At 74.6% G+C, this 14,820-nt stretch carries 13 protein-coding genes; 10 read left to right on the forward strand and 3 right to left on the reverse strand.

The window, feature by feature from the left end; all coding sequences use genetic code 11:
• Positions 1 to 6: 6 nt before the first annotated feature.
• From QE405_RS15185 to QE405_RS15195, 3 genes are all read left to right on the forward strand, one after another.
• A complete protein-coding gene (locus QE405_RS15185) occupies positions 7 to 1,032 on the forward strand; it encodes an NAD-binding protein (protein WP_307202229.1) in 1,026 nt (341 codons plus the stop codon).
• Between the two features lie 104 nt (positions 1,033 to 1,136).
• A complete protein-coding gene (locus tag QE405_RS15190) occupies positions 1,137 to 2,957 on the forward strand; it encodes a GAF domain-containing SpoIIE family protein phosphatase (protein ID WP_307202231.1) in 1,821 nt (606 codons plus the stop codon).
• A gap of 94 nt (positions 2,958 to 3,051) precedes the next feature.
• Positions 3,052 to 4,296, forward strand: coding sequence for a CaiB/BaiF CoA transferase family protein (locus tag QE405_RS15195; RefSeq protein ID WP_307202234.1), 1,245 nt, complete (start codon positions 3,052 to 3,054; stop codon positions 4,294 to 4,296).
• Between the two features lie 39 nt (positions 4,297 to 4,335).
• Here the strand turns inward: QE405_RS15195 and QE405_RS15200 are convergent, their stop codons facing one another.
• Positions 4,336 to 4,998 (reverse strand): FadR/GntR family transcriptional regulator, encoded by a 663-nt coding sequence (locus tag QE405_RS15200; RefSeq protein WP_307202236.1) that lies wholly within the window; start codon positions 4,996 to 4,998, stop codon positions 4,336 to 4,338.
• A gap of 103 nt (positions 4,999 to 5,101) precedes the next feature.
• On the opposite strand from QE405_RS15200, the gene QE405_RS15205 reads away from it, so the two are divergent.
• The gene (locus QE405_RS15205; protein WP_307202238.1) at positions 5,102 to 6,457 is read left to right on the forward strand and encodes an SLC13 family permease; all 1,356 of its coding nucleotides are present in this window, start codon (positions 5,102 to 5,104) and stop codon (positions 6,455 to 6,457) included.
• A 101-nt stretch (positions 6,458 to 6,558) separates the two neighbouring features.
• Here the strand turns inward: QE405_RS15205 and QE405_RS15210 are convergent, their stop codons facing one another.
• Complete coding sequence (locus QE405_RS15210; protein ID WP_307202240.1) at positions 6,559 to 7,248, reverse strand: HAD-IA family hydrolase; 690 nt, start codon at positions 7,246 to 7,248, stop codon at positions 6,559 to 6,561.
• A gap of 81 nt (positions 7,249 to 7,329) precedes the next feature.
• Between QE405_RS15210 and QE405_RS15215 the strand changes: the two genes are divergently transcribed.
• The 6 genes from QE405_RS15215 to QE405_RS15240 all read left to right on the forward strand — a co-directional run bounded on the left by QE405_RS15215 (position 7,330) and on the right by QE405_RS15240 (position 13,905).
• Positions 7,330 to 8,523: an MFS transporter gene (locus QE405_RS15215; protein WP_307202242.1), complete on the forward strand. Its 1,194-nt coding sequence runs from the start codon at positions 7,330 to 7,332 to the stop codon at positions 8,521 to 8,523.
• A 176-nt stretch (positions 8,524 to 8,699) separates the two neighbouring features.
• Positions 8,700 to 9,824: a ferredoxin reductase gene (locus QE405_RS15220; protein WP_307202244.1), complete on the forward strand. Its 1,125-nt coding sequence runs from the start codon at positions 8,700 to 8,702 to the stop codon at positions 9,822 to 9,824.
• Between the two features lie 660 nt (positions 9,825 to 10,484).
• Positions 10,485 to 11,117, forward strand: coding sequence for a fatty acid desaturase family protein (locus QE405_RS15225; RefSeq protein WP_373459469.1), 633 nt, complete (start codon positions 10,485 to 10,487; stop codon positions 11,115 to 11,117).
• The gene (locus QE405_RS15230; protein WP_307202246.1) at positions 11,114 to 11,563 is read left to right on the forward strand and encodes a hypothetical protein; all 450 of its coding nucleotides are present in this window, start codon (positions 11,114 to 11,116) and stop codon (positions 11,561 to 11,563) included. Before QE405_RS15225 ends, QE405_RS15230 begins: the two co-directional genes overlap by 4 nt.
• 90 nt (positions 11,564 to 11,653) lie before the next feature.
• Entirely contained in the window at positions 11,654 to 12,910 is a 1,257-nt protein-coding gene (gene nhaA / locus QE405_RS15235; protein WP_307202248.1) for a Na+/H+ antiporter NhaA, read from the forward strand.
• A 236-nt stretch (positions 12,911 to 13,146) separates the two neighbouring features.
• Entirely contained in the window at positions 13,147 to 13,905 is a 759-nt protein-coding gene (locus QE405_RS15240) for an IclR family transcriptional regulator (protein WP_307202250.1), read from the forward strand.
• Here the strand turns inward: QE405_RS15240 and QE405_RS15245 are convergent.
• Positions 13,902 to 14,765, reverse strand: a complete 864-nt coding sequence (locus QE405_RS15245) for a PhzF family phenazine biosynthesis protein (protein WP_307202252.1) — start codon at positions 14,763 to 14,765, stop codon at positions 13,902 to 13,904. The genes QE405_RS15240 and QE405_RS15245 overlap by 4 nt on opposite strands.
• Between the last annotated feature and the right edge of the window lie 55 nt (positions 14,766 to 14,820).

Here is a 14,820-nt window from a genome sequence, read left to right on the forward strand (position 1 = left end):
GCCGTCGTGGTCTTCGTCCTCGCCCGCCTGTGGGCCCGCATGACCTCCGCCGTCACCTGGCGCACGCCCCTGCTCGTGCTGCTCACCGTGTTCGTGACGAGCTGGGGCGCCATGGCGCTGCTCGACCGCGACAGCGGCATCGCCGACCCCGGCCACTACTGGTGGTGGTTCCTCGTCACGGCCTCGACCGTCGGCTACGGCGACTTCTTCCCCACCACGACCGGCGGCCGCATCGTCGGCGCCTACGTCGTGCTCGGCGGCGTCGTCACCCTCACCACCTTCTTCACCCACCTCGCCGCGACGCTGGCGACCGCGAAGGGACGACGCATGCACGGCCTGCTCGACCACGACCTCGCCGACCACCTCGTGCTCGTGGGCTGGACCCCGGGGCGCACCGACCGGCTGGTCGCCGACCTGCGCAGCGACGGGACCGTGCCCATCGTCGTGTGCGCGTGGGAGGACCAGCTGGAGCAGCACCCGCTGCCCGAGACCGCGGACGTGCACTTCGTGCGCGGCGACCTCACCGACCTCGCGGTGCTCCGCCGCGCCCACCCCGAGAGCGCGCGGGCCGTGCTCGTCGACGCGCGCGACGACAACGAGGCGGTGACGCTCACGGTCGCCGCCGAGGAGGCGGCGCCCGGCGTGCACACCGTGGTCACCCTGCGCGACGTCGCGCGCCGACGCACGATCCGTCGCATCGACGCCACCGTCCACTGCGTGCAGTGGCACGCCCTCGGGCTCGTCTTCGACGAGCTGTCCGACCCGGGGATCGCGGAGGTGTACGACGCGTTGATGACCCCCGGCGGACCCAGCACGTGGTCGACGGTGGTGCCCGCGGGCGCCACCGCGACGTACGGCGCGTGGCAGCAGGCCCTGGGCCCCGCGCGGTCCACGACGCTGCTGGCGGTGGCGGTCGACGGGGACGTGCGCGTGAGCCCGGCGTGGGACACGCCGGTCCCGGCGGGGGCCGTCCTCTACTACGTCGGGCCCGCCCGGATCGAGCCCGCCGACCTGCGGGCGGCACTGGCGTAGCGGAGGGTCGAGGTCGCCCGCACCACCCGTTCGTGGGGGCGTCCGTCATGATGGCACCCGACGGGCACCCAGGAGGGACGGCCCCGGCAGGCAGGAGGGGACCCGTGCTGGACAGGCCCGGCCCGCACCCCACCGAGCCGGTCGCTGCCCCCCTACCCCTCGACGCGCCCGGTCGTCTCGCCGCGCTCCGCGCGATCGGGACGGGGCCGAGCGCCGACCCCGACCTGCAGCGCTTCGCCCGGCTGGTGGCCAGCACCCTCCACGTCCCGGTGGCCCTGGTGTCCGTCGTCGAGCAGGACCGCCAGGTCTTCCCCGGTCAGGTGGGGTTGCCCGAGCCGTGGGCGTCGGCGCGCTGCACGCCCCTGAGCCACTCGTTCTGCCAGCACGTGGCGACCACGGCCGAGCCGCTCGTCATCAGCGACGCCCGCACGGTGGACCTCGTGAGGGACAACCTCGCGATCCCCGAGCTCGGGGTGGTGGCCTACGCGGGGATGCCCCTCACCGCGGAGGGCGGCGAGGTGCTCGGCTCGCTGTGCGCCATCGACCACGAGCCGCGGGTGTGGACCCCGACGGAGCTCGAGGTGCTCGCCGACCTCGCCGCGGCGTGCAGCGCGGCCCTGCGGCTGAAGGTCTCGGGGCGCCGCACCGCCGACGCGCGCCGGGAGGTCGACCGCGGCCGCGAGCGCGCCGAGCTGATGCTCCAGGCCGCCGTCGAGCTGGGCGAGGTGTGGTCGCTGACGGACCTGCTGCGACGCGTGCGCGACCTCGTCACCGGACCGCTCCACCCCGTCTTCGTCGGCCTGTCGCTCGTCGACGGCGAGCACGTGTTGCGGGTGGAGGACCCCACCTGGGACGAGCCGGTCACCCACCTCCCCGACACCGTCGGGCTCGACGCGTCCTGGCCGGAGGCCCGCTGTGTCGCGGAGCAGCGCCGCGTCATCGTCGCCGGCCCGGAGCAGCTGGTGGCGGACGGCTACAGCGCCGACGCGCTGGCGGCCTGGCGCGAGCTGGACCTCCGCGCGCTGGAGTGCGTGCCGGTCCTCGGCAGCGGGCGGGCGCTCGGTGCGCTCACCTTCGGCTGGGACGCGCCCCACGCGTGGGAGCTGACGGAGGACGCCGTGCTGACGGCGATCGCGGCCTACACCGCGACGGCGGTCGAGCGCATCCTCCAGCTCGAGCGGCGCGTGACCACCGCGACCGAGCTCCAGGAGGCGATGCTGAGCGAGCCGCCGGCGGTGGCCGGCCTCGAGGTCGCCACGCTCTACCGACCGTCCTCGACGGCCGACATGGTCGGCGGGGACTGGTACGACGTGCACGAGCTCCCGCCCCTCGCCCCCGGTGGCCCGCGGCCGGTCGCGGTCACGGTCGGCGACATCACCGGCCACGACACCCGGGCGGCGGCCGTCATGGGCCAGGTGCGGAGCATGCTGCGCCAGGCGCGCGCCGACGCTCCCGGGGCCGGTCCGGCCCGGGCTGTGCTGGCCGTGGAGAACGCCGCCCGCATGCTCGGTCTCGAGGCCCACGGCACGGTGGTGCACGGGGACCTGGTCCCCGGCGCGGACGGCTGGACACTGCGCTGGACCAACGCCGGGCACCCGCCGCCCCTCGTGCTCGCGCCCGACGGCACCGCGCGGGTGCTGCTGGAGGGCGATCCGTTCCTCTACCCCGACCTCGAGGTCGAGGAGCGCCACGACCACCACGTCCACCTGGCTCCCGGGACGCTGCTGCTCGTCCACACCGACGGCCTGCTCGACGAGCGCCGGGCCGACCTCGCCGCGATGGTCGAGGAGGTGCGGGTCGTGTTCGCACGTCTCGTCCACGACGAGGGCCGACCGCTGACCGAGGCCGTCCGCCTGCTGGCCGACGAGATGCTCGGTGGCCGCGCCGAGGACGACGTCGCGATCCTCGCCGTCCGGGTGCACTGACCTCCCGGGCTGTCACTGCGGCGGCCGGGATGGCATATTGGCCAGTCCAATGAGCCTCCGGGCTCCCACCGACCTGACCCCGCGAGAGGACACCGTGACCCACGACCCCACCGCCCCGTCCCCCGAGCGCCCGACCGAGGCCGCCGGCGGCTCCGGGAGCGGCCCCCTCGGCGACGTCGTCGTCGTCGACCTCTCCCGCGCACTGGCGGGCCCGCACGCCACGATGATGCTGGGCGACCTCGGCGCCCGGGTCATCAAGGTCGAGGCGCCCGGCACCGGTGACGACACCCGCGGCTGGGGTCCGCCCTTCGTGACCCCCGAGGACGGTGGGGACCGGCAGTCGACGTACTTCCTCTCCGCCAACCGCAACAAGGAGTCCATCGCGCTCGACCTGAAGGACGCCGCGGACCGCGACGTGCTGCTCGGTCTCGTCGACCGCGCCGACGTGCTCGTGGAGAACTTCCGCACCGGCGTGCTCGAGCGCCTCGGGCTCGGCATCGAGTCCCTCATGGAGCGCAACCCGCGCCTCGTGGTCCTCTCCATCACCGGCTTCGGCCACGACGGCCCCGAGGGCGGCCGCGCCGGCTACGACCAGATCGCCCAGGGCGAGGCCGGCCTCATGTCCCTCACCGGCTCCGGCCCCGACGACCCGCAGCGCGTCGGGGTGCCCATCGCGGACCTCCTCTCGGGCATGTACGGCGCGTACGGCGTGCTCGCCGCCCTCCACGAGCGCACCGTGACCGGCGTCGGCCAGGTCGTGCGCACCTCGCTCCTCGCCGCCGTCGTCGGCGTGCACGCCTTCCAGGGCACACGGTGGACCGTCGCCGGCGAGGTCGGTCGTGCCCAGGGCAACCACCACCCGTCGATCGCGCCGTACGGGCTCTTCCGGTGCCGCGACGGTGCCGTGCAGATCGCCCTCGGCAGCGAGAGCCTGTGGCGCCGCTTCTGCGCGGGCTTCGACCTCGACCCCGAGGCCGAGGGCCTCGCCACCAACGCCGAGCGGGTGGCCGCCCGCGAGCGCGTGATCGGGGTCGTCGAGGAGGCGTTCGCGACCTGGGACTCCGCTCCCCTGCTCGAGCGGCTCTCCGAGGTGGGCGTGCCGGCGGGCAAGGTGCGCACGCTCGACGAGGTCTACGCCTGGGACCAGACGCGCAGCCAGGGCCTGCTCCTCGACATCGAGCACCCGACCCTGGGCCGCATCTCGCTGCCCGGCCCCCCGCTGCGGTTCTTCGACGGCGCCGGAGCCGAGACCACCCGCACCGGCCACCGCCCGCCGCCCCTGCTCGACGGGGACGCCGCGGCGATCCGCGCCTGGGCCACGGGCGACGACCAGGCCTGACGCACCCGCTGCACCAACCGCCGCGGCGGCCCGGGGGACTCAGTCCGCCGGGCCGCCCAGCAGTCCCTGGCACGCAGTGGCCGCCGTGGCCGCGTCGCCCGCGACGATGGCGTCGGCCACGACGTCGAGGCGGTGACGCAGGCCGGGATCGGCGTCGACCGCAGGGGCCGGGGCGTGCTCGGCGAGCACGTCGTCGAGATCGGCGAGCAGGGGCGCCGCCGACAGGCGCCGCACGCACCGCCACGTGTGCTCGAAGTCCCGGGCGCGACCGTCGGGCGCGAGCATCGCCACCCGCAGCGAGCTGTCGGGGTTGCTCGCGGCCGCACGCGCGAGGCCGGCCAGCACCGCCTCCCGCGCCACCACGACCTCCGAGACCGGGCTCTCGGCGACCCGCCGCCCCCAGCCGTCACCCCCGGCCCGACCGCCGGATCCCTCGGCACCGCCGGGCGCGTCCGCCTCGCGGACCAGCGCCCCCACGCCGTGGCGCACCTCGATGCGCCCCTTCGTCTCCAGCGCCGCCAGCGCCCGGGAGAGCGTCGCTCGACTGACCCCCAGCTCGGCCGCCAGCTGCCGCTCCGACGGGAGCCGGTCGCCACCGACGAGCCCCTGCGCCTCGATGAAGTCGGAGATGTGCGCCGCGAGGCTCTCGTAGAGGCGCTCGCGCCGCAGCGGCTGGAGGCGGCGGGGGGCGTCACCGGGCATGGCGGCATCCTACCCGGACGTGGTCCGGTTGCCAGGTGGCTGAGCCACTGACATGATCCCCCGGTCGGCACATGACGTGCATCACAATCCGAGAGGGAACTCCATGCCCACCGAACTGGTCTCGTTGGCGGTCCTCGTCATCGTCTTCCTGGTCGCGACGGTCAGGGGCGTCAACATGGGCGCCCTCGCCCTCGTGGCCGCCTTCGTCGTCGGACTCAGCGTCTACGACCTCGACGCGGACGGCGTGCTGGGTGGCTTCCCCAGCGACCTCTTCGTCATCCTCGTCGGCGTCACCTACCTCTTCGCGCTGGCGAAGAACAACGGCACCGTGGACTGGATCGTGCACGCCGCCGTGCGCGCGGTCGGCGGCCGCGTGGCCCTCGTGCCGTGGGCGATGTTCCTCGTCTGCGCGGCCGTCACCTCGATCGGCGCGGTCAGCCCCGCCGCGGTGGCGATCGTCGCGCCGGTCGCCATGGGCTTCGCGCTCCGCTACCGGATCCACCCCGTGATGATGGGCATGATGGTCGTGCAGGGCGCCACGGCGGGCAGCTTCTCCCCCATCGGCATCTTCGGCAGCATCACCAACGGCGTCGTCGAGCAGAACGACCTCCCCGGCAACCAGCTCGTGCTCTTCGTGACCACCTTCTCCGCCGCGGCGCTCATCGCCGCGATCACCTACCTCGCGTTCGGCGGACGGGCCCTCCTCGCCCGCGGCAAGGAGACCGAGGCGGTGCAGGAGATGGGCGCCGAGGCGGAGGCCGTCGCCCACGCCGCGACCCACGCCGGCGGACCCGGCACGCCGCACTCCGCCGTCGAGGCCACCCGCAGCCGCGCCCCCGAGGACGAGCCCGCCGCGCAGCACACCCTCGACGCGCAGCGCATCGTCACGCTCCTCGGCCTCGTCGCCCTGATGATCGGCGCGCTCGGCTTCGACCTCGACGTCGGCTTCACGGCCCTCACGATCGCCGTCGCGCTCACGCTGGCGTTCCCCGCCTCCGCGAAGGGCGCGGTGGAGAAGATCAGCTGGGGCACCGTGCTGCTCATCGGCGGCATCGTCACCTACGTGAACCTGCTGCAGGCCCAGGGCGTCGTCGACTGGGTCGGCGAGCGCGTCGCCGAGGTCGGCGCGCCGCTCGTGGCCGCGCTGCTCATCTGCTTCATCGCCGCGGTCGTCTCGGCCTTCGCCTCCACCACCGGCATCATCGGCGCGCTCATCCCCCTCGCCGTGCCGTTCCTGCTCACCGGCCAGGTCAACGCCATCGGCCTCATCGCCGCCCTCGCGATCTCGAGCTCGGTGGTCGACTGCAGCCCGTTCTCCACCAACGGCGCCCTCGTCGTCGCCAACGCCGACGCCAAGGAGCGCGAGATGGTGTTCAAGCGGCTCATGCAGTGGGGCATGTCGATCGTCGTCGTCGCGCCGATCGTCGCCTGGGTGCTGCTGGTGGTGCCGACGGCCTGAGGCCGGGCCTCGTTCGTCGCCAGAACTGGGCGGCTGGGGCAGGCCCCAGCGCCCGGGACCCACACCAACCCAACAGTTCGCGACCCGGCCCCGACGCACCCTCACCCCGCCGCGCCGGCGGCCTCCTCCACGGCCCGGAGGAGGTCGCCGGCGTCCGCCACCTCGACCGGCGGGACGGGTCCGGCGGGGTCGACCACGTGCCCGGGCCGCACCAGCCGCACCGTCGCCAGGCCCGCCTCGAGCGCACCCCGTACGTCGCGGCCCGAGGCCGCCACGTGGACGAGGGGCTCGGGGGCGACGGCGACTGCGGCCGCGGCGTACAGCTCCGGGCTGGGCTTGTAGGCCCCCAGCCGCTGGGAGGTGAGGACGAGGGCGGGGTCGACGAGCGCGTGGGCCCGCGTCGTGCGGGCGAGGTCGTCGTCGACGTTGGAGAGGATGCCGACGCGGTGCCGCGCCGCCACCGCGGTCACGCCCGCCGCCACGTCGGGCCACAGCGGCCAGTCGGCGGCCGAGGCCTGGAGCGCGGTGAGGTCCGCGTCGACGTCGACCCGGTCGTCCGCAGCCAGCCCGAGCTCGTCGTAGGCGCGGAGCAACGACGCCCCCGACAGGTCGCGGAACGTGACCGGCGGCCGGGCCGTCCGCTGGGCGGCCTTGTTGTGGCGGTCCCAGCAGTCGTAGAGCTCCTCGCCGGACACGGCCCACCCGTGCTCGGCGGCGAGGCGTCCGAGGAACGCCGAGGCTCCCGAACGGCTGTCGGTCAGGGCGCTGAACAGGTCGAAGGTGACGATCACCCCTCGACCGTAGCGCCCCGCCCGTCTCGCTGGACGAGACGGTGATTTCACATGACGGACACGCGGGTCTTGACTGGACCCGTGACCGCCACCGACCTGCCCGTCCACGAGCGCATCACCACCGCGCGGCGGTGGGGCATGCTCGCGGCCGGCACCGGCGCGCAGGCGTCGTCGTCGGTGATGGTGCACGGACCGGCGTTCCTCATCCCGGTCCTCCACACCGAGGCCGGGCTCCCGCTCGCCCAGGCGGGGCTCGTCGCCTCGGCCCCGCTCGCCGGCATCATGGTCGCGCTGCTCGCCTGGGGCGCGGTCGTCGACCGCCGCGGCGAGCGGTTCGCCCTGCTGAGCGGCCTGGGGCTCGCCGCCGCCGGCGGTCTCGTGGCCACCCAGACGACGGGCCTGGTGCCCCTGGCCGGCGCGCTGTTCGTCGCGGGCGTGGGCGGAGCGGCCACCAACTCGGCGTCGGGCCGGGTCGTCGTCGGCTGGTTCCCACCGGAGCGCCGTGGCCTCGCGATGGGCATCCGCCAGACCGCGCAGCCCCTCGGCGTCGGCCTCGCGGCGGCCACGATGGCGGTCGTGGCGCAGCGGTACGGCGTCGCCGCAGCTCTCTGGATCCCCACCGCCGCCACCCTGGTGGCGCTCGTGGTGGTCGCCCTCGTCGTGCTCGACCCGCCGCGCCCGCCAGCGGCGGAGCGGGCGGACGCCCCCAACCCCTACCGCGCCGACCGCTACCTGGCCCGGATCCACGGGGTCTCCGTGCTCCTCGTCGTGCCGCAGTTCGTGGTGTGGACCTTCGCCCTGACCTGGATGGTCACCGACCTCGGCTGGTCGGTCGGCGCGGCGGGCGGCGTGGTGGCCGGCACCCAGGTCGCCGGGGCCGTCGCCCGCGTCGGCGCCGGGTGGCTGTCCGACGTCGTCGGCTCCCGGATGCGACCACTGCGGTGGGTCGCGGTCGTCGCCGCCCTGACCATGAGCCTGCTGGGCGTGACCGCCGAGTGGGTGCCGGGCGTCGCCGTCGCCCTCATGGTGCTCGCCTCGGCCGTCACCGTCGCGGACAACGGCCTCGCCTTCACCGCCGTCGCGGAGCGGGCCGGGCCGTTCTGGTCGGGCCGGGCGCTCGGCATGCAGAACACGGCCCAGAACCTCGTCGCCTCCGCGGTCCCGCCCGTCGCCGGGCTCGCCGTGACGGCGTGGGGCTACCCCGCGACGTACGCGCTCGTCGCCCTCCTCCCCCTGCTCGCCGCCCCGCTCGTGCCGGTGCGCGGGGAGCGGTAGGCGGAGGAAAACGCGGACCGGGGAAGAAAACGCGGACCCGGGCGGCCCCTGGATCGATCGAACCCGGCCCCCGGTCCGCGTTTTCTTTTCCCAGGCCCTCCCGCCGTCACCACCCTCGGTGTACAACTGGCCACTGAAGACGTGACCCGCATCACCCGACCCCTCCGGGAGCGCCCATGGCCGTCCGCACCGCCGTCCGCGAGCTCAGCCCCACGCGGCGCCGCCGCGACTGGTTCGCCGTCCGTTCGCTGGCCGAGGGGCTGACGACCCCGCTGCATCCCGACGACTACCTCCGCTACGTGAACCCCCTGTGGACCTCGCGCGAGCTGCGCGGCCGCGTCGAGTCGGTGGTGCGGGAGACGGAGGACGCGGCGACGCTCGTCATCCGGCCCGGGTGGGGGTGGCGGTTCGACCACAAGGCGGGGCAGTACGTCGGCATCGGCGTGCCGATCGAGGGCCGCTACCAGTGGCGCTCCTACTCCCTGACGAGCACGCCCCGACGCCGTGGCCGTCGCATCACCATCACGATCCGGGCGATGCCCGAGGGCAAGCTGTCGGGCCACCTCATCGACGGCCTCGCCCCCGGCACCGTCGTGCGGCTCGCCGCCCCCGCGGGCGACTTCGTGCTCCCCGACCCGCCACCCGAGCGCATCCTCTTCCTCGTCGGCGGCTCCGGCATCACGCCGATCATGGCGATGCTCAAGACCCTCGTGCGGCGGGCCGGCGAGGGCCGGTGGCCGCTCCCCGACATCCACCTCGTCTACTCGTCGCCCACGCCCGAGCGGATGATCTTCCGCGAGCGCCTCATCCGCCTCGCCGCGAACCACGACTCGCTCACCTTCACGCCGATCTACACCGACACCGACGGCGTGCTGACCTTCGACGAGCTCGACGAGGTCGTGCCCGACTGGCGCGAGCGCCAGACCTGGGCGTGCGGCCCCGCGCCGATGCTCGACGCGGCCACCGAGCACTGGCAGGGCGCCGACCTCGAGGACGCCCTGCACCTCGAGCGCTTCACGCTCGAGCGCGGCGACGACGCCGGCGAGGGCGGCACGGTCTCCTTCCAGAACTCCGGCAAGGAGCAAGAGGCCGAGCCCGGCACCACCGTGCTCGAGGCGGGCGAGGCGGCCGGCGTCGGCATGCCCTACGGCTGCCGCATGGGCATCTGCCACACCTGCACGCTCACCCTCGTCAAGGGCTCGGTCACCGACGTCCGCAACGGCGACCGCTTCGACCAGCCCAACGAGCAGATCCAGACCTGCGTCACCGTCCCCGACGGCGACTGCACCATCGCCATCTGATCCCCCGACCCGTCCCCCGACCCGTCCCCTGACTGGAGGCCCCCATGGCCATCGCCGACGTGAAGGAATACACCCACCTCACCGCCGAGGAGGTCGAGGACATCGGGCGACGCCTCGACGAGCTCCGCGCCCGCGTCGAGGCGTCGCGCAACGCCGACGACGCGGCGTACATCCACCGCCTGATCCGCGTGCAGCGCGGCATGGCCTTCGCCGGGCGGGTCGCGATGGCCGTCGGCGCCTGGGCGCCGAAGGAGCGCAAGGCGGTACGCCGCGGCGCGGTCCTCGGCGGCACCGCACTGCTCGGCGTGGCCAAGATCCTCGAGAACATGGAGATCGGCCACAACGTCATGCACGGGCAGTGGGACTGGATGAACGACCCCGAGATCCACTCCTCCACGTGGGAGTGGGACACCGCGCAGCCGGCCGAGCAGTGGAAGCACAGCCACAACTACGTGCACCACCAGTTCACCAACGTGCTCGGCTACGACAACGACATCGGCTACGGCATCCTGCGGATGGCCCCGCGAGCAGAAGTGGCACCCGGCGAACCTCGGCCAGCCGGTCTACAACGCGCTGCTCGCGACGCTGTTCGAGTGGGGCGTCGCGCTCCACGACCTCGACATCGAGCGCATCCGCAAGCTCGAGAAGGACCCCGTCGAGATGAAGCGGCAGCTGAAGCAGATCTTCCGCAAGGGCCGCAACCAGATCCTCAAGGACTACATCGTCTACCCGGCCCTCTCCGGCCCCGGCTGGAAGCAGACGCTGCAGGCCAACGTCGCGGCGAACATCACGCGCAACCTGTGGGCCTACGTCATCATCTTCTGCGGCCACTTCCCGGACGGTGCCCTGCACTTCACCGAGGAGGAGGTCGAGGACGAGACGCGCGCCGAGTGGTACCTCCGCCAGATGCTCGGCTCCGCCAACTTCGACGGCGGGCGCCTGCTGCACATCCTGTCGGGCAGCCTCGGCTACCAGATCGAGCACCACGTCTTCCCCGACCTGCCGAGCAACCGCTACCCGGAGATCGCCGTCGAGGTGCGCAAGATCTGCGCCGAGCACGGCATCCCCTACACCACCGGCCCGCTCTACAAGCAGTACGGCCAAGCGCTGCGCACCATCACGCTGCTGTCGCTTCCGAACTCGTGGACCAAGCACGCGAGCGAGAAGTACGGCGCGATCCAGCCCCCCACGCGCAAGGTGGCCGACCGCGGACGCAAGAGCGACGCGGAGCGGCCCACGCGCCGTACGGAGCTGGGGGGCTGGTCGCGGGCCAGCGCCTCGGCCCGCGCGTGAGCGCCGGGCTGCGGCTGTCGCGCCTGGGTCTCGGCGGGGACCCGGGGCGATCGCCGCACCTGGCGGCCGTGCCGTTCGTCGCCACCGACCCCGGCGGCGTCGGCGACGTGGCCGTGCTGCAGCGCGGCCGGGTGGTCCAGTGCGCGCTGAGCCGGGTCTGCGGCGTGTGCGCGCAGACGCTGGACCGCCCGCTCCACCTCGTCGGCACGGCGTCGGAGGCGGACGACAACGCGTTCCGTCTCCCGCCCGTGCACGCGGCCTGCGTGGACGACCTGCTCGCCGTGCTGACGGCGGCGGGGGACGGCGCGGTGCTCGGCCACGAGGCGGGTCCGGACCGCCGGTGGACGCTGGTGACGACCGGCGGGTTCGACCTCGTGCGGCCGACCGCCCGCGACGGGCTGCACCTGTTCCGGCCGAACGCGGTGGTGGAGCGGCGCGAGGTCTGAGCGGGTAACCTCGATCCCGGTGTGCCGGGAAGTCTGGTCGGCGGGCGCCCCGGACCTCCCGGGGCAGGTGCCGACCCCTTGAGGAGCTCCGTGAGCCTGTCCCCCCAGCCCCGCACGTCCCGCGCCGCCCGGCTCGCCGCCTGGACCCGCCGGGAGACCACCGGTGGCCTCCTCCTCATGGCGGCCGCCGTGGTCGCGCTCGTCTGGGCCAACTCGCCGTGGCGGGAGGCCTACCAGTCCCTCTCCGCGCTCACGGTCGGACCCTCGGCGCTCCACCTCGACCTGTCGCTGGCGACCTGGGCGGCCGACGCCGTGCTGGCCGTCTTCTTCTTCGTCGTCGGCCTCGAGCTCAAGCACGAGCTCGTGGCCGGGTCGCTGCGCAATCCGCGCGAGGCGGCGGTACCGGTGTGCGCAGCCGTCGGCGGCGTCGTCCTGCCCTCGGCGATCTACCTCGCGGTGGTCGTCGGCAGCGGCGACGCGGGGCACCGGGACGGGTGGGCCATCCCGGCCGCCACCGACATCGCGTTCGCGCTCGCCGTGCTGGCGGTGCTCGGCCGCGGCCTGCCGGTCGCGCTGCGGGTCTTCCTGCTGACCCTGGCCGTCGTGGACGACCTCATCGCCATCACGATCATCGCCGTCTTCTACACGTCGGGGCTCGAGCCCCTCTGGCTCGTGCCCGCCGCGGCGCTCATCGCCCTGTTCGCGGTGCTACTGCGACGTCCGGCGCCACCTGTCTGGGCGCTCGTGCCGATCGCCGTCGTGACCTGGGTCCTCGTCCACGAGTCGGGGGTCCACGCGACCGTCGCGGGGGTGCTGCTGGGCCTCGTCGCGCCCGCACTGCCCCTGCACGGCGAGCCGCACGGCCGGGCCCACCACGTCGCGGACGTGTTCAACCCCTGGTCCTCGACGATCGCGCTGCCCGTCTTCGCGTTCTTCGCCGCGGGCGTCACCGTCGTCGACGACGGCCTCGGCAGCGTGCTGAGCGAGGAGGTCGCGCTGGGCGTCATGGCCGGCCTCGTCGTCGGCAAGGTCGTCGGCGTGCTCGGCACGACGGCGCTCGTCACCCGGCTCACGCCGTTCCGGCTGCCGCAGGGCATCGGCGTGCGCGACCTGCTGCCGATCGGGTTCCTCACCGGCATCGGCTTCACGGTCGCCCTGCTCGTGGCGGAGCTGTCGTTCGACGAGGAGCACTTCGTCGCCGCCGGCAAGGCCGCGGTGCTCGTCGCCTCGCTCATCTGCGCGGTGCTGGGCGGCCTCCTGCTGCGCTGGGACGCCCGACAGGCCCGCACGCGGGACATGAACCTCGACGGCATCGACGACGGCGACGTGCCGCTCATCGGGGGGTGACCGGCGGGGGCGGTCCGGATCCGCGCCGATGTAACGCGGTGTCCGGGCTACTTCACACGCGGTCGACCACCGCACAGGTGGCACCTACACCGCACCAGTGGTCCTGGGGCTTCCATGGACGCTCGGACACCGCGTTACACGAGGGGGCGCCCCGAGCCGAGCCGCCGCGAGGCCGCGAGGCCGCGAGGCCGCGAGGCCGCGAGGCACATGCGCCGTCCCCGCGAGATGATCGCCCGGTGAGCCAGGTCCCCGCCGCGACGCGCACGCTGAAGGTGCTGCGCTTCCTCGCCGAGCAGCCCGGCCCCGTCCCGCTCGACCGCATCGCCCGCGCGTGCGACCTGCCGCGCAGCACGGCGTACCACCTCCTCGGCGCCATGGTCGCCGAAGGCTTCGTCGTGCACCTCGCCGACGAGCGGCGCTACGGCCTGGGCGTCGCGGCGTTCGAGGTGGGCAGCGGCTACGTGCGGCAGGGCGCGCTGGCGCGGATCGCGCGACGCCCGCTCGCCACGCTCGTCGACGAGGTCGGGCAGAGCGCGCACCTGGCGGTCGCGCACGGGCGGGACGTGCTGTACGTCGTGGAGGAGCGCGCCCCGGGCCGACCGCCGCTCGTGACGGACGTCGGCGTGCGGCTCCCGGCCCATCTCACCGCCAGCGGTCGCGCGATCCTCGCCGCGCTGCCCGCGGCCCAGGTGCGGGCGCTCTTCCCCGACCGGGAGGCCTTCGTCGACCGGCACGGCACCGGCCCCCGCACGCTGACGGCGCTCCGGGAGGTGCTGAGCGCGACGCGCCGCCGCGGCTGGGCCGAGGAGGACGGCGAGGTCACACCGGGCCTCGCCAGCGTTGCCGCGCCCGTGCTCGACCACAACGACCACCCCGTCGCGGGCCTCGCCGTCACCTACCCGACGGAGCCGGGGCACTCCCCCGTCGCGGACCCCACGGCGTTGGCGACGGCGGTGCGCCGTACGGCTGCCCTCCTCACCCGCCGCCTGCGCTAGAGCGCGGCGTCCCCCGCGAGCACCGTCGTCGTCACGCCCCCGACCCAGATCCGGCCGTCGTCGGCCGTGGTGACCGTGACGCGGCCGTCGCGGCCGACGGCGGTGCCCTGGCGGGCGACGTACGACGCGGGCAGCACCCCGCCCGCCGTGAGCCACAGGGCGAGTCCGGCGTTGAGCGACCCGGTCACCGGGTCCTCCGGCACCCCGAGGCCCGGCACGAACGCGCGGACCTCGACGTCGGCGCCCAGGGCCTCCCGGTCCGCGTCCGTGTGGGGGCCGACGACGCCCACCTTGAGGTCGCCCATCACCGCGAGGTCGGGACGGATCGCGAGGACCGTGGCGGCGCTGTCGACCCGGAGGCCCACCCAGCCCGGTCCGTTGTCGACCCAGGCGGCGTCGAGCACCTGCTCCGGAGCGACACCGAGGGCGGCCGTGGCCTGCTCGCGCACGTCCGGTGCCACGTCGCCCGACCGGAGCAGCGGCGGGGCCGCGAAGGCGAGGGGGCCGGCGTCGCGGCGTACCTCCACGAGCCCCACCCCGCACTCCTGCACCACGACGTCGTCCCGGGCCGGTTCACCGCCGGCCTCGAGCCAGGCGTGGGCGCTGCCCAGGGTGGGGTGACCGGCGAACGGCAGCTCGCCGCCCGGGGTGAAGATGCGCAGCCGGTAGTCCGCGCCCGCCGCCCGGCCCTCCGCGGTCGGGGCGAGCAGGAAGGTGGTCTCGGAGAGGTTGGTCCAGCGGGCGAAGGCCGCCATCCGGTCGTCGTCGAGCGCGTCGGCGTCGTGCACGACCGCGACCGGGTTGCCGGTCAGCGGACCGGGGGCGAAGACGTCGACCTGGCGGAAGGAGTAGCGCGTCACGCGGCCACGGTACGGCGCGGGAGCGGCGTCGGTCGGGCCTGGTCCGGGTCCGCTG

It is taken from the genome of Nocardioides zeae, assembly GCF_030818655.1.
GTDB classification, from domain to species: Bacteria; Actinomycetota; Actinomycetes; order Propionibacteriales; family Nocardioidaceae; genus Nocardioides; species Nocardioides zeae_A.

Coding starts and splice junctions, on each gene's coding strand:
- QE405_RS15220 (WP_307202244.1), top strand. CDS start 8,700: ATGGCCGTCCGCACCGCCGTCCGCGAGCTCAGCCCCACGCGGCGCCGC.
- QE405_RS15200 (WP_307202236.1), bottom strand. CDS start 4,998: ATGCCCGGTGACGCCCCCCGCCGCCTCCAGCCGCTGCGGCGCGAGCGC.
- QE405_RS15205 (WP_307202238.1), top strand. CDS start 5,102: ATGCCCACCGAACTGGTCTCGTTGGCGGTCCTCGTCATCGTCTTCCTG.
- QE405_RS15225 (WP_373459469.1), top strand. CDS start 10,485: ATGAAGCGGCAGCTGAAGCAGATCTTCCGCAAGGGCCGCAACCAGATC.